The following is a 20,969-nucleotide window of genomic DNA, read 5'->3' as shown; positions in this document are numbered from 1 at the left end:
AATAGGATTACGCCAAACCCAGCAACCCCTCATTCTTTATATGTAGATAAACTTTACAGGATAAGCGTAAATCATCAATAACTGACCGATTTCGTCATAGCAGAATTGATGCTATAGTGTGAGTGATGCAGTTCACACTTTTTAACACTCTTTAACCTACTGATTTTCAAAGAAAAAATTACCGCTGCCGTTTTTACCGGTAAATTTGGCCCAATTATTGAAGACTAATTAGTTCAATGCTTAACAAGGTAAGATTTGAAAATGATCAAGTTCAATATTTCCAAGTCGTTATCGCAAGCCTTATCGCAACACTTCGAACCAATGAAGCAAAGGACCCCCTCTCTTATTTGGGATACGGAATTAGTCTCTATAAAAAATGAGTTATGCATTGTTGTACAAGAAAGGTTCAGTGGCTATGTGATGCTTTTTTGTGGGCTTAAAGATCGCGATTTTCTACATTTTCCATCGCTGTTTCAAAAACGTTTTCAGCGCGAAGTCACTGTGCTTTGCCCTGAAATTAACATTAACGACCGCGAGGATTTTTGCCGTCACCTCATGCAAATGAGTGACGACCAGCGGTACCAGGTAGAACCCGCCGATTTTGACGATACACCCATGCAACGTATTATCGAGGACTTAAGAGTTCGGGCTGAAGAAAATAATGAACGGCTGCCTTTATCGGACCGAGAATCGTTTGAATATGCCGTTCAATTTAATTGCGACGAAGAAGAATCCGTTGAGGAGTTCGACGTATTATGTCCACTAGAACTTTTTCGCGATTTATGCAAAAATTTTGTCAATGAATTTCATGAAAAGAAACGTTTGGAAAAACTTGCCGCTAGATCTGTTATTGGCAAGCACAACAACGTTATTACCGTTAATTTCGGTGCTCGTTCCCTCGCCCATGCGGGTTAATTATATAACCAAATTCATCTCACAGGATGAGTAACAGGCGCGCACTCTCCAATGGGGAGTGCTAGCTTGCTTGTTAAGTTGCAGACGTTACTCTAGCTTTTGGAAAGCGCTAATGCCTTCAACCATAAAAGCGACATTAATCAAGCATCTGCTCCCATAACCAATTTCCTGCTTTTAGCTCGCCTTGCTCTCTGTAGATTTTCAAGTACGCGGACCAGGTACCGTCAGCAATAGATTTTTCCAACCTTAGAAACTCTTCTTCAGGGTTTAAAATGAAGTTAAACCAATTTATTTTTGACCTTAGTTGGATTTGGAAATCTTCCGTTAACTCGACACTGCGATCTAAGTCTTCCCTATATTCTACTTCCATCAATTCCCGCGTTAAATCACTTACCTGCTGTTTTGATTTACCCGAAAACTCTAAATGCGAGGATAGGGCAAGGGTCTTCAACACTCGGTCATGCGTTTCGGTAGTGAGCTTTTGCCACATAGCATTACAAGCTCGCGCCAACTCACTTTTCGTGGCGACAATCTTGGGGTTACACGTATTTTCGCGCAATGCCCAAATACTATTGGGGGTAACCCTTGCTGCGTTATACCCAACGGTATAACTAAACGAAACGATGGACCGTTTGAAGCCAAAACGCTGAAATGAATTATCAAATAATTCAACATACCGCCAATCATGCGCAGAAAACACAGACTTACCGACACTTTCATCGAGCAATTGGATGGCTGCTTCCGTATTACCCTTCGCTAACGCCACTACCGCTCGCTGTGCGTGAAACAAGCCATTATTTTTTTCCGCTTCAAGCAACATATCCATATACGGTAGATCGCACAGTGAAGATGCTGAATTTTTTATGGCAGTAACGCATAACCTCATAATTAATCAGTAGGTTGCCGCTATCTAGGCCATAAGCCTGCAATAGATACGTTTCTCGCAATGCCTCGTCTTCAGCACCTTTGGTTATTAAATAGCCTATCAATTGGTCTTCAGCGTAATTACTACTGTGCAGACTTTGCTGCCATTCTTCTTCCGCATTAACAAGTGAGCGTATATTAACAGCGCCATCGCTAGAGCGATTAGCGCTCTCAATCGATACGGTATCGGCTGATACTGGGGAATTGTCGGCTAGGCTTGGTTCTAATGGACGATTGGCTACAGGAGGGCGATTGTCTGCGGGTAAATCTATGCCATTGGATATTAAATGCACAACCAATACAGCTGTGCCGATAGCGGCCAAAACGATAATGAGCACTACTCTTTTAGACAAACTGACTTTTGCCACGGAACTTGTCATAAGCTATCCCTGTTACCTATCCCTGTTACCTATCCCTATTACCTATCCCTATTACCTTATCCTGTTAAGTGCGAAATTTTTAAACTTTAACATCGGCGGTAACAAGTATAAGCAATGCTAGAAAACACTTCTAGCATTGGGGGAAGCTCTCTACTGGAGGATTATAGAAGGCGCTAGCCAGCATCAGCTGGCCAGCGCAAAAAGGAAGGCTATAGACGAGCCGCTGGTTAGTCTACATCGGCCATGGCTACACCCATGGCTTTTGCAAGACCTTTACCGTAATGAGGGTCTGCTTTTAAACAGTGGCGTATATGCCGAACTTTGATGTCAGTAGGTACACCATCCATTGAGCGCGCCGTGTTGTCGAACAGCGTTTGTTGTTGATCTTTGGTCATCAACCGAAAGAGGGCACCGGGTTGCGAAAAATAATCCTCATCTTCGCGATGATTCCAGTGATCGGCTGCACCTTCAAGGCTCAACGGTGGCTCAGAAAAATCTGGTTGTTCGGCCCATTCTCCTTGGTCATTGGGCTCATAACCCAAAGTACCACCAAAATTACCATCGGTACGCATTTGACCATCACGGTGATAGGAATGTACCGGGCATTTGGGCGCATTGACGGGTATTAAATGATGATTCACACCCAATCGATAACGTTGCGCGTCTCCGTAGGAAAAAAGCCGGCCCTGCAGCATTTTGTCCGGTGAAAAGCTAATACCTGGAACCACACTGGCCGGATTAAATGCCGACTGCTCTACCTCCGCAAAGAAATTTTCCGGATTTCGGTTCAACTCTAAAACCCCAACCTCCATAAGCGGATAGTCGTCGTGGGGCCAAATTTTGGTTAGGTCAAACGGGTTATAGCTCACCTTGCTGGCATCGGCTTCTGGCATAATTTGCACCTTCAGCGTCCACTTGGGGTATTCACCATTTTCAATGCTGTCGAATAGATCGCACTGATGACTTTCGCGATCTTTGCCTATAATAGCTTCAGCTTCAGCATCCGAAAGGTTTTTAATGCCCTGCTCTGATTTAAAGTGAAATTTCACCCAGGAGCGTTCATTATCCGCATTAATAAAACTGAAGGTATGGCTGCCGAAACCATGCATATGGCGGTAAGTGGCAGGAATACCCCTGTCACTCATCACTATAGTCACTTGATGTAACGCCTCCGGCAGCGATGTCCAGAAATCCCAATTGTTTTTGCCGCTGCGCATATTCGTGCGCGGATCACGTTTTACCGCGTGGTTTAGGTCAGGAAACTTTAAGGGGTCGCGAAGAAAGAAAACCGGGGTGTTATTACCCACTAAATCCCAATTGCCTTCCTCGGTATAAAACTTGAGGGCAAAGCCCCGAATATCGCGCTCGGCATCCGCTGCACCGCGTTCACCTGCTACCGTGGTAAAGCGCGCAAACAGGTCGGTTTTTTTACCCACATCGGAAAAAAGCTTTGCCCGCGTATAACGACTAATGTCGTGGGTTACGGTAAAAGTGCCGTAAGCGCCAGAACCTTTGGCATGCATACGCCGCTCTGGAATCACTTCGCGATCAAAGTGCGCCAGCTTTTCTAAAAACCACACGTCCTCTAGTAACATTGGGCCGCGAGCACCGGCGGTTTTGGTGTTTTGATTGTGCGCCACCGGGCAACCGTTGGTACGCGTAAGTTTGGTTTTATCAGTCATAGCTTTTCTCCTGAGTAATGGCGCCAAGCCAATAGACATAAATGTGTAACGCCCTATATTTAGCGTTATCTAATATATTGCACTGCTATTAAACCCCGAAAGTATGATAAATTGGCTTTATGTTCGCTGGGCGCTACAGTAGTCTAGTTAATAGCTTAAATCTTACCCAACACATCGCTCGTTTATGCTGTTCCCCACAGGGCCCTCTATCAACTTCGCCGCCGTTGCTTTTGGCGGTATCGCCGGTGCACTCATAGGTAGCCGTATCCCTGAGCGTATTCGCATAAGTTTGCCGCAAACGTTTGGTTTAGCCTCTATGGCACTGGGCGTGGTGATGTTGCTGAAGTTCAACAGCTTGCCACCGGTGGTACTGGCATTAGTACTTGGCGTATTAATCGGCGAGCTAATGCAGCTAGAAGCCGCCATTGGTCGCGTAAGCTTAAGGGCTAAGGCCTTACTCGACATTTATATTCCGGCACGGAATGGCTTATCCCATGAAAGCTTTTTAGAGCAATTTGTAGCCATTCTAATTTTATTTTGTGTCAGTGGAATGGGGATTTTTGGCGCTTTAAACGAAGGCCTTACGGGAGATAGCCAGACCCTGCTAGTTAAGGCCATTTTAGATTTTTTTACGGCGGCAATTTTTGCCGCCAGCCTCGGCTATTCGGTAGCCATCCTGTGTGTGCCACAACTGCTGATTCAGCTCTCTCTGTTTGCGCTGGCCGCCTATATTATGCCACTTACAAACGAACAGCTTATCGCGGATTTTTCCGCCGTTGGCGGCTTAATTATGCTGGCAACTGGCTTTCGTATTGCTAAAATTAAGTCGTTTGCGGTCGCCAATATGCTGCCCGCGATCATTATAGTCATGCCACTATCGGCATTATGGTCCCGCATATTCTAAGCCGCGTGGCTTTTTAACCAGTTTCGATACTGCTCCGATTCTAGAAAATCGTCTAAGTTTCCAAATTCTGCCAATTCTTTTTCCGAGAGCACAAATTCGAATTCTTCTTGCAATACATCCAAGACCAACACCGCCTCACCATAGTGCTGATAACCTGCCAACAAAAACAACGCTGTGTAGTATGGAGTTTCGTCTTTAGGTTTTAGGCGTATCGCCTTCGCTAACGCTCTATTCGCCGCTTTAGACTCACCTAGCTGAAACAATATTTCTGCCCGCATCAGCTCCAAATTAGATTCACCCCCAAGGTCTTTAGATAGTTGACGAATACAATCCAAAGCACGTCTGTACTCTTCTTTTTCACTGAAGTACGTCATCTTGGTCAGTAAAAATCGATTCTCCGGCGACACAAGCAATAGTTTTTCCATCGTTTCATTAAAATTGTCATGGTCTAGTGCAATAGAAAAACCAACAAGTAAACTTTGCAGAATAGGGCGTTTCTGGTTTTCTATTGTCAAGTTAGCATACGATTCCAGCCCATCGTCAAAGCGTCGTTGTAAGAAATTATTGACCGCTAGTGATTCAGCGTCTGTGTTATTACTTCCACTATAGAGAATCGATGCGATACCGCCGATAGTTTCCGAAAACCAAATATCGGTTGAGTAATTAAACCAGTCCGTTACAACCCATTTACTTTCAAACTGTTTAACCTCTAACTCAAAAAAAGAGAATTCTTCATCTTCCGTTTCAACCCTATATAAAATAAAGCTTCGGCCTTCATAGGTTCTATGGTGCACAAAGGTCCAAACATCGAATTGTTTTAGCTTTGACTCCAATCCAGTGAACACCGCTATATTCATGGTTTTCATCATTTCATATAAGCTATTTTTCTTTTTTTCTGATTCAGGTAATTCACCGGTATAATGTACCAGCGCCTGCATTTGCGCGAGCACGAAGGATTCTCTGTGCAGACTATCTATTAGGGTTCTAGTCTGCTTTGCGCTCAAATAGTCTTGAAGGTTTAGCGCAAAGCTTTTTAAGCTTAGGCTGGGTTCTGTGAGGCTATAGTGGCTTGAGGGTGCAGGTTTAAAATTAGTTTCAGAAAAAACAGCATTACTTAACACCATGTACATAAGAAATAGGACAGCGGGTGCCATATAATTTTTACGATCGATTATTTTCATTCTATTTTTCCAAAACTTTTAGTAGTTTTTTCAAAGGCTTATTATTCGTTTTTTTTCTTTCTGAGGAAAATGTAAGAGAAAAATCAATATCATTCTCAATCTGTTTTGCAAGGCTCAAATATCGTTCCATACTTTCGACAGGTACCCAGTTTTTCTTGATTTTTAGCGTGGCGCGATGCTCAAAATGCTTACTGAAGAAAGCGCTTCTTGAAGTATAATCAATTTCTTCGGTCGTTTTAATAACCGGCGTACTATCTATATACATAGCAACATCATTGAGGTAATCGACGGTAATTTCATGGGAAACAACTATTGGCTGGCCAATAATTGCGGGGGATTCACGACGTATTATCTCTGGCTTGGTTAGAAACTGGCCTATCGCCGTAGCATAGTAACTAGATTTATACAGACCTTCTTCTTTCTCGAAGAAATCCTTTATTTTGTATTTTTCTGTTATCGTTATTTCATTTTCATCTTCACTATCGTTATAGCTTATCTTTCCTTGCGCGCTAATAGCGGGGTATATTTTAGCGTAATAGTTTAGGTATTTATCCTGCATCTCGCTATATGAACTCGATTTAAATACAGAACGAATGTATTCAGCCTGGCCACCCGTATAAACGGATTTAACCGTGAGTAATACCGGTTTTTTTGTGTTTTTAACCTTATAGCTTTCTTTGACGGTAACAATATCTGTTTGCCCTGGGAGTGGTTTAAGCGACTCTACCGGTTTTTCACCATCACGCCCAACAACTAAACTGGCGCCAAATTTGAGAAAAGCTCTTTTATTCAGTTTTCCCGACTGATTGGTACGGGTGGGGTCTAGCCATACTTTTTTACCCGACACATTCGCCATGACAATTGCGTGGTCAAACGCAAACGGGCTAGGCAGATAGTCACTGAAGCCTTCACGGTAGCTATAGGATACCAGCGCAGAGTAGGCTTCAATTCCATTTTTTTGTAGCAACTGCACAAGCAAGTTAGATTTATCCTTGCAGTCGCCATAACGATTTTTCAGTACTTCGGCTGGAGTATGGGGTAAGTGGCTATTGAGACCAAATTCAAGGCCTAAATAACGTACCTGCTGCTGAACAAAATCCAAGGCGTTTACTGCATACTCTGAATCTGTGGCGCTACCGTCTTGTAATTTTTTTACAAGCTTATCGAGCTCGGTAGAGCGTTGGTCAACCGACTGGTATAACCCGCCTGCCCAGTTACTCACTTCAGTCCAGTTTTTGAATTCACTGTACTCAATGAACCCATAGCGATTGAACCACGCAGGGTAGCCGCCCTCATCTACACGTCGGTCAACCTTTTTAACAAGCCACTCATGCTCAATGTAGTCGTTTTTCTTCCTCTTTTTGTACTTCGTTTTTACTCCGTGAACGTTTGTTTGTAATTTGGTCTGTTTCGGTACCAGTACGCGAACCCGGGTAAAGCCAACATCCACTGCCCAACCCAAACGATTTACACCAAATATTTTTTCCCCGTAAACCGGGTTACGCCCCTTAATCGTGTAGCTGTAATCTAAGCGATCGCCAGGGCGCGTATTGGGAACCATCACCAATGCTGTGACCGCACCGTTTAATATTCCATTTCGAAGGTCTTCTTCCTGCTGTAACAGTCGAACAATTTCCGGTCGCAGTACATTGAATTTTTCTTTTCCTCGAACGAGGTCTATGGTGTGAATAACTAATTCCTGGTATTCAGGGTTAAACGTAATTTGAATTTCTGAACTTTCGCTCACCGCCTGGCTGTTATGCAGGTATGAGCTATACGCCTTATAGAATTGATGGTTTTCAGGAAATGCACGTACCTGAGTATCTAACAATGCGTATTCGGTATTTTGGCCTTCTGGCTTACCCTTACTTTTTTGATCCTTAGCCAGGTTTACCCAAGCTGGAATTTTACTATCGGTTTCAAATACGTATTTCCCAAACATATGCTGTTCTGCAGCACATAGCGTACTGGCTAAGAGCATCATAGGGCTTAGAAAGAGGGTGGCAATAAGCTTCATAACTATCCGAAATCCGTTGTTGTTAAACGCAATCGGGTAAGGCTACCTGCGTAATCAGCAACTGTCTATACACGTAGTTTGACACGTATCAGGTTGACCCACCCGGGGCTCAGTGAAAGTTTGCCTAAGCAGGTTCGTTAGAGGATAGGTTTTGACGGGGAAAAAGCGAGAAGGCCCACCGGGTTGATTAAGCCATTAAAGCAAATCTAGTCGGCGGGCTGGGGTAATCTAATTTTATAACTGGCTTTTAATCGGTAAAATACTCATAAAGCCAACGCTAAACCGCTTCCACCATGTGGTATTGGGCTCTTTAGTGTAAACAACTTCTTCTGGCCCACTTCGGTCTATCCAGCGGAGCTTACCTTTATCGTTAAGTACCACTTCGTAGGTTTTTTCAGCGAGTTTTTCTGACATATTTATGGTGGCAGACTCACCAATTTCCGGAGAATCAATAATCACGCCCAATTCAGTATTGATATTGATTGACCTAGGATCCCAGTTAAACGAACCAATAAATATTTTTTCTCGATCAACCATAAACGCTTTTGTATGAAGTGTTGCCCTAGATTGATCGTTACCAACACGTTCAAATTCCTGATTAATGCCTTCCGATTTAACCTCATAGAGCTTTACGCCCATCTTCAACAGGCGCTTTCTTGAAGGGGCGTAACCGGAATGAACAGAACCGTGGTTATTGGCCGCAAGTGAATTGGTAATGACAGAAACCTCCATACCCTTATCCACTAATTCTTGAAAGAATTGCTCCCCACTTTTTAGAGGTACAAAATAAGGGGATATAAGAATAAATTCCTTACTGCCACCACGAATGGTCTCGTTTAGCTTGGTGGTGATATTCGTTGCTGTTTTAGCTTTTTTGCTATCGGCCTTGTCGGGCGAATCGTAGGCGAGATCATAGGTTGTCCATACGGCACGACCAGACTCCTCACCCAAAAGGCGATCGTAATCTTGCTTTATCGCCTCGGCATAAATACCATCACTCACGGTAGACAGTTTTTTGTTAATACGTTGGCGCAAACTCGCTAATTCGAGTTCCAGGTCTTTAGGCATATCGGCAAACGCCGGAACGGGTAAAGCAGCCCAAGAATTCCAGTACTCGTCGAACATTGAAGACACTTCCTGCACCACCGGGCCAAACCCTACAACATCTAGGTCACCGAAATTTAAATCGGTTCGCGCGCCAAAATACTCGTCGGCAATATTTCTTCCACCAATCAACGTAATTTGGTTGTCCACCGTGAACGATTTATTATGCATTCGGCGGTTTAGGCGTGTGAACTGAAACATATCCATTGGACGAAGGGTTCGGCTGGCAAAAGGATTGAAGATTCGAACTTCCAAATTAGGGTGGGAATCCAGCGCGGCCATTCCATGGTCAAAGCCCTTAGTAAGAATATCGTCAACCAATAAACGCACTCTTACGCCTCGATCGGCTGTTTTTAACAAAGAGCCAATAAAGGCATGACCAATAAGATCTTCGCTAATCAGATAGTACTGCACATCAAGGGTTTTTTCGGCGTTTTCGGCCATTGCTAGACGGGCAGCAAAGGCTTCAACGCCATCGGCCAACAACACAAAACCGGATTCGCCTTCAGCATGTTTCGGCATCTCCGCTTTAACGTATTGGCCAAAGGCGGTGTCCCTGGTTTCAGAGGCTGGTGGAGCATAGCTTTCGTTGCGTGGATATTCGTGGTCTACGGTGGCACAGCCAGCCGCCAACAGCACCATAAATAGGGTGGCGTATTTCTTCAGGGTCGCAAAGCCTTTGATCATAGATTTACCATTCACTTATTGCTAATCATGTTGGTGGGCAACAGTACGGGCGCCCTCAGCATGGCATTATAGGGTAATAAAGAACCAGAAACCGATACTCTTTTAGCACCTAGGCTATTCTCTCCAGTCCAACCCACCCCTGTTCATATCTCGGTTTTCGCTAGTGTTGCAGCTCACCTTATTGTTCAGGCCACTAAATTCTACTAATCCACTCGTATAGGTATTTTCCCACTGCCCAAGCCAAAACGCCGAAGGCTGCTAATGGTATCGATGAAGTTAGCATCCAAAGGTGTAATACGTGAATCTTCCACTATGGCCACAGAACCGGAAGTTGTATCCGGTGCACTTGGCATATACACCACGCTGTGGCCAGTGTTGGCCGGCTCCACATAGAAACCAAATAGGCTCATATCGTCTTGTCTAACCAGCACGGGTTGCAGGGGGTTCTTAGAATCTTTATCAACCGCTGCCGTAAAGCTTTTTAAGTAGGCATAACCCGGCAACAGTATTGTTAGTTTATCGTCAATACGATCAACAAAGCCTTTGAACAGGCGGCCCTTTGCCACCAGCCCGGCTACAAAGCACACTAAAATTATCAGCAAAATAGTAACGATGTTAATAAGTGCCACCCCCAGAACGCTGACGGCGGGAATCATATCCAACACAGGGCCCGCTACCCGCAACATTACCTCGTAAGCTTTTCCCAATACGGCGACGAGAACAATAAGGGGGACCAAAAACAAAATGCCGCCCAGTACCGTACTTTTGATAAAGTTCATAGTGATCTCTTATGTGCGTTATATGACCATCATACAAGGTTTTAATGGCGTGGTTTGACACTCTGATACAGAATAAAACGCTAAGCCCGACGTGCGCGCTTTGTACTTCGACACAGAACGTGTGTAATGCGACGTATCGCAAAAGTATTTTTTACTTAAACCAGTTTGCAAATACGTTCTCTACAACAGGCGCAACGTTTATACCCACATACCAATCCGAAGCAAAGGCATCGGCCTTTTGAACGTAGTAATTCATCTCAGCACTCAATTTCCACGGGCGCTTACCCCAGATAACAGTTTTACCGAAAGTGAAGTTAAGCGGAATTGTAGCCTGCTTGGTTTCGTGATCGTAACTCATCGTTGGCGAGGAACCCAAATTCCAACCCCCGCCCGGTAGATAGGTATAAAACAGCTGCATAGATGTAAGATTAACGCTGCCATCACCGGACCCACCCACATCCCATTGGTGATTGGGAAAGGCGCCAATGACATATTTTTTAGTTATTTTACCGATAAGAAATTCTGGCCCTAACGTGACCAAATCCTTACCCAAACTGTCCGCCGTTGCCGTCGGTAAGGTAGAAATCACACCGCCAGCCCACAAAATGCCATTTTCTGTGGTACGCGCGTAGGCCAGGTCAAAACTCAGGTCGCCCATACCGTCTTCAGCACTCCAACTGTCTCCTCCTTCGTAGCTTGGCTGTCCGATCTGGAATGGAATGGCCGGGCGAAAAAGAATCATGCTGCCGCTATCAAGCGTGAACGGCAAGCTAGGTTGAAATAAAATCGTTGAGCTGTTCTGATCACTTGCTCCAGACAAATCACCGGCATAGGAGCGGTATTGCGTTTTAAAGGTAAGGGTTGCCATTGGCGTATTCGGGTTTGCCAGGTTTGCAGCAATTTCTTCTGCAGATTGTTCTGCAGCGAATACACCTTTCGCTATCAATAGCAGTACTGAAATACGTATAACATTCAGCGCTATATTCCGCGCTTTTGTGCTAATCTTTACATTGAAACTCATGTTATTCATTCCTAGGTCAACTCAACTATTTTTATATTATTTTGCTGCTGTATATGTTTTCCGACTTTTACTATTTTACTGCCCATTCTATTTATGCAACGTACTTTTTAGTCACCATAGTTCTCGCAGGCTAGCCTCCACCCATTGTATTAATACAATAGTGTCCGGCTTTAATACATCGTTAACCGCTACCAAATAAGACGACTACCAAATAAGACGACCACGTAGGCCAATAATAACTAATTGATTTTCGTCGGGGTTCAAAGCAGGGTTTTGTATAATTTGGATATCGGGTGTAATTTCCAGCCAAGGTAAAGGCTTCATCAGATAGAACACTTCAGCTGTAATTTGATCATCTTCTCCGGTATCGGCCCAATTAATGGCCGCACCTAAATTATTAGACTCGCCTCCCAAGCCGTAATAACCGAACCCTGTGCTAAGGGATTTTTCCGAAAGGGCACCTGCGTCTTCACTTACACCTGCGCGTACAAAAGGTAACCAACGGCCAACCATTCTGGAAAACGACACGACCGCACCATGACCTTTTGTTGACCCTTGCATTTCACTTTCATCAGCCTGCCACAAACTGACATGTAGGTTATCGGTATAAATACTGTCTTTATTTTTAGTCCAACCCAGTTCAACAGATTTGAAATGGTGGCCCTCATCAAAAAAGGAATTGACGCTTTCAAAAGGCTTAGTTGCGTCAGACTCCATATCGGTAATACCACCAATTAGAAATACCTTGTCACTTAACATGGTACCGGCGGCAACACCAAATGCAGCATCGCCGGGTAAGGCAACAGTGGTAGCGCCTGTGCTAAAAGCGAAATTCATAAAGCCAGTCCAAGGGCTAGCCAGCGCATACACATCAAAATGATCGGTTGCATCCAATAAGCCCGCCGTAACAATGGAATTACCTCCATTAAATCGCTGGCGCCAGTAGAGGTTAGTTAGCCGCGTACCCTCGTCACTGAAAGGTGGCGTAATCAAACCCAAACCACCCGCACCAAACTCAAAATACTTTGGCGCGGTATCGGTATAGGCATGCCGGTGCTCCACTTTCCACACTAAGCCACCAACATTGCTTTCACCCCGATTTACCGCATCCCAGCTACCGTAAAAGCGCAGCATTCCACCACCGGAAGTATCATTTTCCCCCGCTAACGTAGCGTTAGCGCCAAGACCAACAAAAGAATAATCAACCGCAATGTTAACGCCTTTCTCTGCAAGGCCGTCTTTTACAGATTGGTCTCGATTTTCACCATCTTTAGCAATTTGATTGTCAACGGTGTCGGGGCTACCAAAGCCCGCACGGTTTTCTTCCTCGGCGCTCAAGTTTGCAGAAAGCACCATTGCCAAAAGGGTAAAGCAGATTAACTGGGTAGTTGGGGTGGTCATTTTCATCGTTTCCATATCGGAATTGTATTTATTACATTTTTTATGCTTGAGGGATACTGCATTGTTTTATTAAACGTTAAAGAAAGAATAGGAGACCCATGACTATGAGGCGATACAAAACATCGTCCATCAGCAAAAAGGGGCTACTATCGTAGCCCCCTGTCGGCTCTAACACATTTTTATAATGTGTTTTTCCAAATCTTGCCGTCTTTAACAATGACCTTAAATTTATCTGCATAGTCATTCAGAACGGTAATATCTTCTAAGGGGTTACCATCCACAAGAATCATATCGGCGTAGCCGCCCGCTTGAATAGTACCTAAAGTACCTTCTTTATAGGGGTTCATACCGCCAGACCAGCCAAGTACTTCAGCCGCATTCGAAGTGCCCATTTTCATGATTTCAACAGGTGTAAAGCCTACTTTTAATGCGCCAATCTAAAGGGCTACAATTTTCCCAACGATGAAAAGCGCGACTAAAACTGCCCGCGTCGGTATATCCCAGTGCACAGGCAATTTCTTCAATTTTTATACTGTTGGTTCGCAGCATTGTGCAGGCATGCTCCCTGCGAATAGAGCTCAGTAAATCTCTATAGTTTGTTCCTTCGTTTTCAATAATACGCTGCAGGCTACGCTCACCTATATTGAGGTTTTTAGCGACATCGGCAAGCGCATAGCGGCCTTTTGCCATAAGCGACACCACAGCCCCTCTCACCATCGACAAAGAAAGGTTTATTTTTAGGGCGGCTTGGTTGGGTAGAGGCATGAATGACTGTTATTTTTGGCATTTTGGTCGCCACTATAGCCACACGAACGAGAACCTTTCTTGCCATTTTACGACAGCCTGTAAAATATCCCGTTATTGTCGTAAAATGGCAATTCATTGATGAACATCAACATTGTTGCGAAGATATAACGGTTTAGAATAAACAGCTCATAACAACTTTTACCCCTAAATTATTCGCTCATTACGGGCACCTTATCCATATGATCAGCAAGCCTATTCCGCTAGTAAAAGCAGCGTTCAAAGAGCAATTCAGCACTGCCATGCTCAAAAATGGAATCGACCCCACAATTTACTTTGAGCGTGTTGGTTTACCGACGCAGGAACTGGATGACCCGGAAAGTTTAATTCCCCTGCTACCTTTCAGGCACCTAGCAAATATTGTTGCCATGGAAGAAAGCATTCCCGATTTTGCAGCACAGGTGGCACAATACACGCCATGGCACAGGGTAGCCTCCTTGGCGCCACTCATTAGCGGCAGTAAAACATTGAATGAATTACTGAGCACATTTTGCGCTATCGCGCCTGATCAAAGCTCGGGCGTGTCTTTTGATTTTGTAAAAACCGACGAATTTCATTGGTTCATCTGTAATCGATCTATTAATGAGCACGACGCTCAAATGGAGTTGTACCGTATCACTAGCATGATTCAGCTAGTTCAATTAGCCGCGGGCCCCCGTTGGTACCCGTCGTTAATCCAACTGCATATGCAAGATACCCAAGCGGCCTACGCTTGCCGCCTGCTAAAAAATAGTCATATCGCTTTTCTTCAAGTGCATTCTCGTATTGCTGTTGCCAACACACTATTAGACTTACCTGTGCATTTAGATATAGCGGATTCTAAAATTGCCGAAAATCACAACAACGTAAATGCTGGTTTTGTAGAGTCAATGCGCAGCGTGATACTCACCTACTTGAGCTCTAATAGCCAAGACGCAAACTGTACAATAGACCTTATCGCTAAGGCGGTGGGTCTACCCGTTAGGAGCTTGCAGCGGCGATTGCAAGAGCATGGTTTAAAAATGAGTGACATGTTTAACCAGGCCAAATTTGAAATTGCACATAAAAAACTGGCTGATAGAGACTTAAGTGTTGCCGAAGTCGCCTACCAAATGGGCTATTCAGACACCTCTCACTTTACCCGAGCATTTAAAAAAATGGCTGGCATGGGGCCTAATAAGTATCGACAACAGACGTTTACCTGTACCTAAGCACATACCGTTATTCAGCTACCCAAGAGCGTCAAGCATAAGGAAAGCCTGAGCAAGACCAATTTGCCACTGAGTGGCTTAGCTCTTATGAGCAGGCAAAGAAGATCTTTTTCATGGCCGCCGTTAGCCGTTAGTGATAGTAAGAAGATTACCGCTAGAAAACACGCCTGCACAGTGTTACCTAAGGCGCTCATACTAGCTCTATTCGCCCTCGGCGTTTCGATTGAACCGGCTCAATTAAGACTCAAATTCACATTTGGCCCCTACACGTGGATATCCATTTTTTTGTGTGCTCCTCGGCTCGCTAGCACTAAAATAATTACATAAAAGGTTACAGCCATTAAGTCATCAACAGTGATTTTCTATAAGCCAGCGGTGTATAGCCAACGCTTTTTTTAAATGCTCTGGTGAAGTTGCTGTGGTGTTCATAGCCTAACTGCTGAGCAATATCATCAATACTACTATCACCTTCCAAGAGCTCGCTGGCGTAATTGTAACGAGCACGCTCAAGCAATTGACTGTAAGTAGTATTGCCTACTTTTAATTGGCGTTTTAAGGAGGCGGTACTTTTCCCCAAGCCATCGGCAACCCCCTGTAAGTCTGTTTTGCCTACTTGCAGGCGAGAGTAGATAAGTTCGTATAGATTCAGCGCTCTGCCTTGCGAATTACCGTTTAGAAAAGAATTATTTCGAGCTTTTTCGGCGTCGATTGGCGCTTTAAGTAATAGGTCTTTCTCTATTTTAATCGCCGTGGCCTTACACCCCCAACGAAAATCGATGGCTGCCCACTCACTGGGGAGTACCTGCGGAGAATTTTTTGAACTAGCGTAAACCACCGAGGGTAGCCAATTACGCCCGGCACACAGGCGAATAACCTGTATAAAAATACTCAACATGTATTGTTCTACCTGCCAACTGCTATACGTATTACCAAATATCGATTCACGCATCAGCCACACCGATTTACTGGCATTGTTCAAACTATACAGCGCGCCTGTTGAATCCTTTTGTGCTTCTTTCATAAAAAAATCAAGCAGTTGGCGCAGATCCGCAGCACAATAAAATAGGTCACCACCGAGATCCGCCAATGAGCAAATTGGATATGACTGGGCACACTGGAAGCCAAACAATGGCATTCGATTCTGTTCTGCGCTCAAATCAATAAAGCGCCACAAAGCGTACTCACCGATAACACCGCCCGTATATACTGTTTCCAACGACAACTGGGACTTTCTCGCAGCGCTCTCCATAGGCGCCCCCATTCTGGTCAACAGGTTAACAAAGGGGAGGGCATGTGAACTCTTTATCAAATGTAATGTAAACATTGTCGCCTAAAGCTTCCATTTTAATAATTATGAGCTTGAATAACCAATTAATGAATATCAGGTTTGATAATATTAGCCCTAATGTCTTTTTTCTATCGCCTTTTTTCAATATCTCGCTTTTCTCTGCGGGAAAAAATAATGGTTCGATCACCTATTTCTATAACCCTCCTCCTACTAGGGATTTGTTCATGAAGAAAATTGCCTTCGCATTGTTATCAATGATGCTTTTCAGCAGTGTGTGTAACGCTAGCCTTAACGCCAAAAAATGGCCAGCCTCCAAGAAGGCTGAGCAGTTTGTAAAAGACACCATCGTTATCGGCATGATGGCCAGCCCCTACGGTACCGGCTGGTCTAAAAACGAACAATTACTCCAGTACTATCAAGAAGCTCGCGAGGCTGGCATAACCGGGCACGAAATAACCCTAACAGCCGCCTCCATGAATTGGGACCACCTTATTGAGCAGCACCATGCCCATAAAGCAGCAATGGCAGAAGAACCAGAAAACTTCATTTTCGTACGATCCACACGCGATATTGAAGCCGCTCATGTACACGGTAAAACGGCTGTTATCTGGAACTCTCAGACCGCAACTATTCTTGAGGAAGACCTATCTCGTATGGCTGCCGTTAAAGAAATGGGCATTGTCAGCATGATTCTCGCCTACAATGACCGCTTCCGTACCGGCTCGGGTTCACTTGCTGCCTACAACGGACAAGACGACGGCCTCACCGAATGGGGTCGTGCGGTTATCGACGAAATGGTGAAATACGGTATTCTGCTCGACCTTAGCCATACCGGTAAAAAAACAGCGATGGACGCCATGGACCACATGGATAAAAACCACTCCGGCGTACCCTATGTATTCACACACTCCCTGCCTGCTGGCTTGTACAAAAACGAGAAAAATGCCACGCCTAAAGGCTGCTATCGCAATGTGACAGATGAAGAGGTGCTGCGCGTTAAAAAGAGCGGTGGCTACGTATCGCCAACTTTTACCGAATGGATGGTAGACGGCATATGGCCCGACGACCTAAGCCCAAAACAAGCCGCCGACATGATTGACTACTATGTAAAATTATTGGGCGAAGATTATGTAGGCATCGCCACCGACGACATGTTTGACGTTTCTCTGGTTGTCGAATTTGCCACGAAAAATGCCACCATGTATGCCGACGGCGGGTACATGATTGATGCGTTCAAAAAGGGCGCAGCAGACTCAGCACCGCTAGCTAGAATTCTAGCTGCGGTTACCGACGAACTCTGGAAACGTGGGTATACCAACGAGCAGCTTGCTAAGATTTACGGTGGTAATAAAATGCGTGTATATCAGCAGGTATGGGAAAAAGCCCCAAAAGGTAAGTGGGATAAAGAGTACCAAGAGCGTGTTGAAATACGTAAAGAATTTATGAAAAAGTACGGTACCCGTTAACCCTCATAACGGCATGTGTTAGGGCGAAGGTATATATAAAATTATACCCTTCGCTTTTTCAACAAACGGCCAGTTACCCCCACACATATTGTCCTTTCGAAGCAACACCAGCACTTCATGTAAAGCGCAGAGGGCGCTACTCCACTACGTAACTTTCAGCCATATATACGCTGGCCTTTTTCTACCAATAGCTACCAGTTCAATATTTTTGTATGCATTTTTTAGGTTGGCGTGAAATGGCAATAGTCGTTTGCTCGCTAACCTTATACTTTGCCACCTCACTTCATTGCTCAAAAGGAGATTATCCAATGACCACGTTATTACGTATTATTGCCTGTACACTACTGCTTACACCCCTCACAAACCTCTATGCCGATGACGCCAAATATTCCGCTACTATGGCGGAATTTAAAAAGAACCCTGTTGTACAGAAATTTTTAGGTAAAGCATACGGCTATGCTGTTTTTCCCAATATTGGTAAAGGTGGCCTGGGTATAGGTGGAGCCCACGGCAAGGGCAAGGTTTATCAAGGTGGGAACGTAGCCGGAACGACTAAAATGACCCAGTTGACTATTGGCTTACAGGCTGGCGGTCAAGCTTACAGTCAATTGGTTCTGTTCGAGAACAAAGCCTCTTACGATAAGTTCACTCAGGGCGAGTATGAATTTGGAGCACAGGCGACCGCTGTAGCCATTAAGGCATCCGCGAACGCCACGGCTGGCACCACAGGAAATGCGGCGGGTGCTACCAGTAAAGGTGAATCCGGCGCTCAAAATGCGCAATACGTGAATGGTATGGTGGTATTTACCTACGCAAAAGGTGGTCTAATGTACGAAGCTAGCCTAGGCGGCCAGAAGTATAAGTTTGAAGCGCTAAATAAAAAGAAAGAAAAGTAGGGCCTATTGAACGCCTGTAGCCTTAGTCAATACTGGCAACCTCATTCACTCGGTACAAACCTATACCGGGTGAATGAAAAAATACATTATCGCAAATTTACTAATTCGGCTTTTAACCAGCTATTGATGTCACGCTTTGCTTCCGGTTTACACTCAATAGAGTAGGGCTTTCCTGTCCACGAACTTTTGCTCGCTAGGTTGTCGATAAACGCCTCCGCCGATTTCGCGTAGCGTTCGCCTTTACTCCACTTTAAACGCAGGTGGCTAGCCGCCTGTTCCGATGTGTACATTTTCCCATTGCGGTGGAACACGCATTGGCTTTTTTCAACGAACTCAATAAGTGCGGTTATTTCTCGCTGGGCATCGGTGGTTTCTTCGGCTATCGCTTCTGTCGCCATGCCTAAACATAGCCCTACTAACAATAAAAAGGTGATCTTTACGTTCAACATAAGTGCAGCTCCGATTATTAGTGCGGCTCCGAATATTAGTGTATGAATTCTAGCTTAGCCGAAATAGGGTTGTGGTCAGAGGTTTTAACTACCTCAGTCGTACTTTCTTTCACTCTCAGCCCGCGGACAAACATATGATCCAGAGCATGATCGAATTTTTTCGTGCGATTATCATCCTGAAATTCAACCGCTTGCATACTATTTTTATCTCCAATCGAATCTAACACCGCCATTCGCGCTTTGCTCCAGGTATTAAAATCGCCTGCCACAATCACGGGGCCGCTGTGCAGGGCCAATAACTTATTGACCTGTTCTAGCTGTGCTTTATAAGCTTTTACACCTACACTAAAATTAACACTATGAACATTGACTACCATTAATGCGGGCTTATTTTCTCCACGATTGTAACGCAATACCGTGATCGATTTGGGCGTTGACAGCCAAGGCTCTTTTACCCTCAGGGAACAGACAAGATTGGGTTCGTTGCGGCTTAAAGCCAATACACCACTGCGGTATTTTTTTGTTTTGTATCCGGGCGTGAAACTCCAATAAAATTGTGATTTTTTCGGCTCCTTCATTGTTTCTGTAAACGTAGCCTCCTGTATTAATACAAACTCGGCAGTCTCCGCAAGGCGTCGAAGGCTATCCTTCCAACCAGGGTTCTTTCCTTTTTCAATATTCCAACTGACAACCGTAAATATTTCACTTTCTAGGCTCGCGGTTGCAAACGGCGGTTGGGACAAACCCTGCGCACAAGTGGATACATTATTGTACACCGGCGCGTCGTAATTGGTTTCCGTCGCAGCGCTTAAAAGCGGACAGAACGCGGCAATACTCGTTACAATTCGTAAACAGTTTGCCACGGTTATCCGCCTGAACATTGACGTACTAAAAACAATTTGATACATAAGTTTTATCTTAATATTAGGTTTACCACTACCCAGCGCTAACGTTCATCATTTCTACCCAATTGTCACTTACCTCACGGAGGGGTACATATTGATAGGCATTTTGACTCTGCAGCAGCTTGCGTAATAATTCGTTGTTGAGCTTGTGTCCCGAGTATTTTGCGCTAAAACTACCAATGATTGGAGCTCCAGAAAGTGCAAGGTCACCAATGGCATCTAGCATTTTGTGCCTGATGAACTCATTCTCGTGTCGTAGACCGTCTTTGTTAATGACACCATTTTTGGCCACTAATACGGCATTTTGTAATGAACCTCCGCGGGCATAACCCAGAGCTTGTAAGGTATTCATTTGATCAACAAAACCAAAGGTACGAGAGTCTGCTAGTTCTCGATTAAAATTCTCGGTTCCCATCTCCAGAGACAGTGATTGCCGACCAATAACAGATGATTCAAAATCAATCTCCATGGTTATCCAAGAGGTGGGGGAGGGTATTAGTGAGGCTTCTTTCTTGCCGTCTCGCACCGTAATGGTGTCGGTTATCACAATAGCTTTTCGCTCTTCCTCTAGCGTTTCCAACCCTACGCTTTCGATCAACTCTGAAAATGGCTTAGCACTACCATCCATAATCGGTACTTCTGGGCCATCGAGGACAATGCGAGCATTATCAACACCGTTAGCATAAAGCGCCGCAATGAGATGTTCAATTGTACTTACTCGCACACCCATGTTGTTTGACACCGTGGTACATAAATTGGTCTCTGTTACCGTATGCCAGGCAGCGATGACTTCGTTACGACCGGCGGATACATCACGGCGGACAAATCGGTAGCCAGAATTTGCTTCCGCAGGCATCACCGTCATAATAACCTTTAAACCCGTATGTAATCCGCGGCCTATGCAGGTAAAAGGCTTTTTCAGTGTTTGTTGGGCATACTGGGTATTTCTATCTTGCAGGGGCTTCATCATCATTCT

Annotated in this window: 21 protein-coding genes; 6 read left to right on the top strand and 15 right to left on the bottom strand. The window is 44.6% G+C overall.

All coding sequences use genetic code 11. The features are described 5' to 3' along the window. Window positions 1-261 precede the first annotated feature (261 nt). A complete protein-coding gene (locus tag H5336_RS10220; RefSeq protein WP_185233863.1) occupies window positions 262-915 on the top strand; it encodes a hypothetical protein in 654 nt (217 codons plus the stop codon). A 136-nt stretch (window positions 916-1,051) separates the two neighbouring features. Here H5336_RS10220 and H5336_RS10215 read toward each other — a convergent pair whose 3' ends face one another. From H5336_RS10215 to H5336_RS10205, 3 genes are all read right to left on the bottom strand, one after another. Further along, window positions 1,052-1,735, bottom strand: a complete 684-nt coding sequence (locus tag H5336_RS10215; protein WP_185233861.1) for a hypothetical protein — start codon at window positions 1,733-1,735, stop codon at window positions 1,052-1,054. Continuing rightward, window positions 1,725-2,219 carry a hypothetical protein gene (locus H5336_RS10210; RefSeq protein WP_185233859.1) on the bottom strand — a complete coding sequence of 165 codons (495 nt, stop codon included), beginning with the start codon at window positions 2,217-2,219 and terminating at the stop codon, window positions 1,725-1,727. The genes H5336_RS10215 and H5336_RS10210 overlap by 11 nt, the downstream gene beginning before the upstream one ends. A 227-nt stretch (window positions 2,220-2,446) precedes the next feature. After that, window positions 2,447-3,901: a catalase gene (locus H5336_RS10205; RefSeq protein WP_185233857.1), complete on the bottom strand. Its 1,455-nt coding sequence runs from the start codon at window positions 3,899-3,901 to the stop codon at window positions 2,447-2,449. Window positions 3,902-4,085: 184 nt separating this feature from the next. On the opposite strand from H5336_RS10205, the gene H5336_RS10200 reads away from it, so the two are divergent. Continuing rightward, entirely contained in the window at window positions 4,086-4,805 is a 720-nt protein-coding gene (locus H5336_RS10200; protein WP_185233855.1) for a DUF554 domain-containing protein, read from the top strand. Here the strand turns inward: H5336_RS10200 and H5336_RS10195 are convergent. The 8 genes from H5336_RS10195 to H5336_RS10160 all read right to left on the bottom strand — a co-directional run bounded on the left by H5336_RS10195 (window position 4,802) and on the right by H5336_RS10160 (window position 13,760). Next, window positions 4,802-5,986, bottom strand: coding sequence for a tetratricopeptide repeat protein (locus H5336_RS10195; RefSeq protein ID WP_185233853.1), 1,185 nt, complete (start codon window positions 5,984-5,986; stop codon window positions 4,802-4,804). The two genes, H5336_RS10200 and H5336_RS10195, sit on opposite strands and share 4 nt — an antisense overlap. Window position 5,987: 1 nt before the next feature. Next, window positions 5,988-8,003 (bottom strand): DUF3857 domain-containing transglutaminase family protein, encoded by a 2,016-nt coding sequence (locus H5336_RS10190; protein WP_185233851.1) that lies wholly within the window; start codon window positions 8,001-8,003, stop codon window positions 5,988-5,990. Between the two features lie 234 nt (window positions 8,004-8,237). Further along, a complete protein-coding gene (locus H5336_RS10185; protein WP_185233849.1) occupies window positions 8,238-9,794 on the bottom strand; it encodes a phospholipase D family protein in 1,557 nt (518 codons plus the stop codon). 203 nt (window positions 9,795-9,997) lie between these two features. Next, window positions 9,998-10,573, bottom strand: a complete 576-nt coding sequence (locus H5336_RS10180; protein ID WP_185233847.1) for a DUF502 domain-containing protein — start codon at window positions 10,571-10,573, stop codon at window positions 9,998-10,000. A 151-nt stretch (window positions 10,574-10,724) separates the two neighbouring features. Continuing rightward, window positions 10,725-11,594 carry a hypothetical protein gene (locus tag H5336_RS10175; protein WP_185233845.1) on the bottom strand — a complete coding sequence of 290 codons (870 nt, stop codon included), beginning with the start codon at window positions 11,592-11,594 and terminating at the stop codon, window positions 10,725-10,727. Between the two features lie 204 nt (window positions 11,595-11,798). After that, window positions 11,799-12,995, bottom strand: a complete 1,197-nt coding sequence (locus H5336_RS10170) for a carbohydrate porin (RefSeq protein ID WP_221628029.1) — start codon at window positions 12,993-12,995, stop codon at window positions 11,799-11,801. 179 nt (window positions 12,996-13,174) lie between these two features. Next, window positions 13,175-13,393, bottom strand: coding sequence for a hypothetical protein (locus tag H5336_RS10165; protein ID WP_221628028.1), 219 nt, complete (start codon window positions 13,391-13,393; stop codon window positions 13,175-13,177). A 4-nt stretch (window positions 13,394-13,397) separates the two neighbouring features. Continuing rightward, window positions 13,398-13,760 carry a helix-turn-helix domain-containing protein gene (locus tag H5336_RS10160; protein WP_185233841.1) on the bottom strand — a complete coding sequence of 121 codons (363 nt, stop codon included), beginning with the start codon at window positions 13,758-13,760 and terminating at the stop codon, window positions 13,398-13,400. Window positions 13,761-13,762: 2 nt separating this feature from the next. Here H5336_RS10160 and H5336_RS10155 point away from each other — a divergent pair, with 2 nt between their 5' ends. Beyond that, on the top strand, window positions 13,763-13,918 hold the full coding sequence (locus H5336_RS10155; protein WP_185233839.1) for a hypothetical protein: 156 nt from the start codon (window positions 13,763-13,765) through the stop codon (window positions 13,916-13,918). A 63-nt stretch (window positions 13,919-13,981) separates the two neighbouring features. Then, window positions 13,982-14,989, top strand: coding sequence for an AraC family transcriptional regulator (locus H5336_RS10150; protein ID WP_185233837.1), 1,008 nt, complete (start codon window positions 13,982-13,984; stop codon window positions 14,987-14,989). 340 nt (window positions 14,990-15,329) lie between these two features. On the opposite strand, the gene H5336_RS10145 is transcribed toward H5336_RS10150, so the two are convergent. Further along, entirely contained in the window at window positions 15,330-16,238 is a 909-nt protein-coding gene (locus H5336_RS10145; RefSeq protein ID WP_185233835.1) for a helix-turn-helix domain-containing protein, read from the bottom strand. Between the two features lie 263 nt (window positions 16,239-16,501). Here H5336_RS10145 and H5336_RS10140 point away from each other — a divergent pair, with 263 nt between their 5' ends. Together H5336_RS10140 and H5336_RS10135 are read left to right on the top strand one after the other, a co-directional pair. Continuing rightward, window positions 16,502-17,743, top strand: coding sequence for a dipeptidase (locus tag H5336_RS10140; RefSeq protein WP_185233833.1), 1,242 nt, complete (start codon window positions 16,502-16,504; stop codon window positions 17,741-17,743). Between the two features lie 308 nt (window positions 17,744-18,051). After that, window positions 18,052-18,639 carry a YSC84-related protein gene (locus tag H5336_RS10135; RefSeq protein ID WP_185233831.1) on the top strand — a complete coding sequence of 196 codons (588 nt, stop codon included), beginning with the start codon at window positions 18,052-18,054 and terminating at the stop codon, window positions 18,637-18,639. Window positions 18,640-18,725: 86 nt separating this feature from the next. Here H5336_RS10135 and H5336_RS10130 read toward each other — a convergent pair whose 3' ends face one another. From H5336_RS10130 to lpxC, 3 genes are read right to left on the bottom strand one after another with little or no spacing between them, the layout of a single operon-like run. Then, on the bottom strand, window positions 18,726-19,088 hold the full coding sequence (locus H5336_RS10130) for a DUF5329 family protein (RefSeq protein ID WP_185233829.1): 363 nt from the start codon (window positions 19,086-19,088) through the stop codon (window positions 18,726-18,728). Window positions 19,089-19,123: 35 nt separating this feature from the next. Continuing rightward, on the bottom strand, window positions 19,124-19,969 hold the full coding sequence (locus H5336_RS10125; protein WP_246439245.1) for an endonuclease/exonuclease/phosphatase family protein: 846 nt from the start codon (window positions 19,967-19,969) through the stop codon (window positions 19,124-19,126). Window positions 19,970-20,024: 55 nt separating this feature from the next. Further along, a complete protein-coding gene (lpxC, locus tag H5336_RS10120) occupies window positions 20,025-20,966 on the bottom strand; it encodes a UDP-3-O-acyl-N-acetylglucosamine deacetylase (protein ID WP_185233825.1) in 942 nt (313 codons plus the stop codon). Window positions 20,967-20,969 lie beyond the last annotated feature (3 nt).

Source organism: Teredinibacter franksiae (assembly GCF_014218805.1).
Lineage (GTDB): Bacteria > Pseudomonadota > Gammaproteobacteria > Pseudomonadales > Cellvibrionaceae > Teredinibacter > Teredinibacter franksiae.
This window is presented reverse-complemented; position numbering and strand designations above follow the sequence as displayed.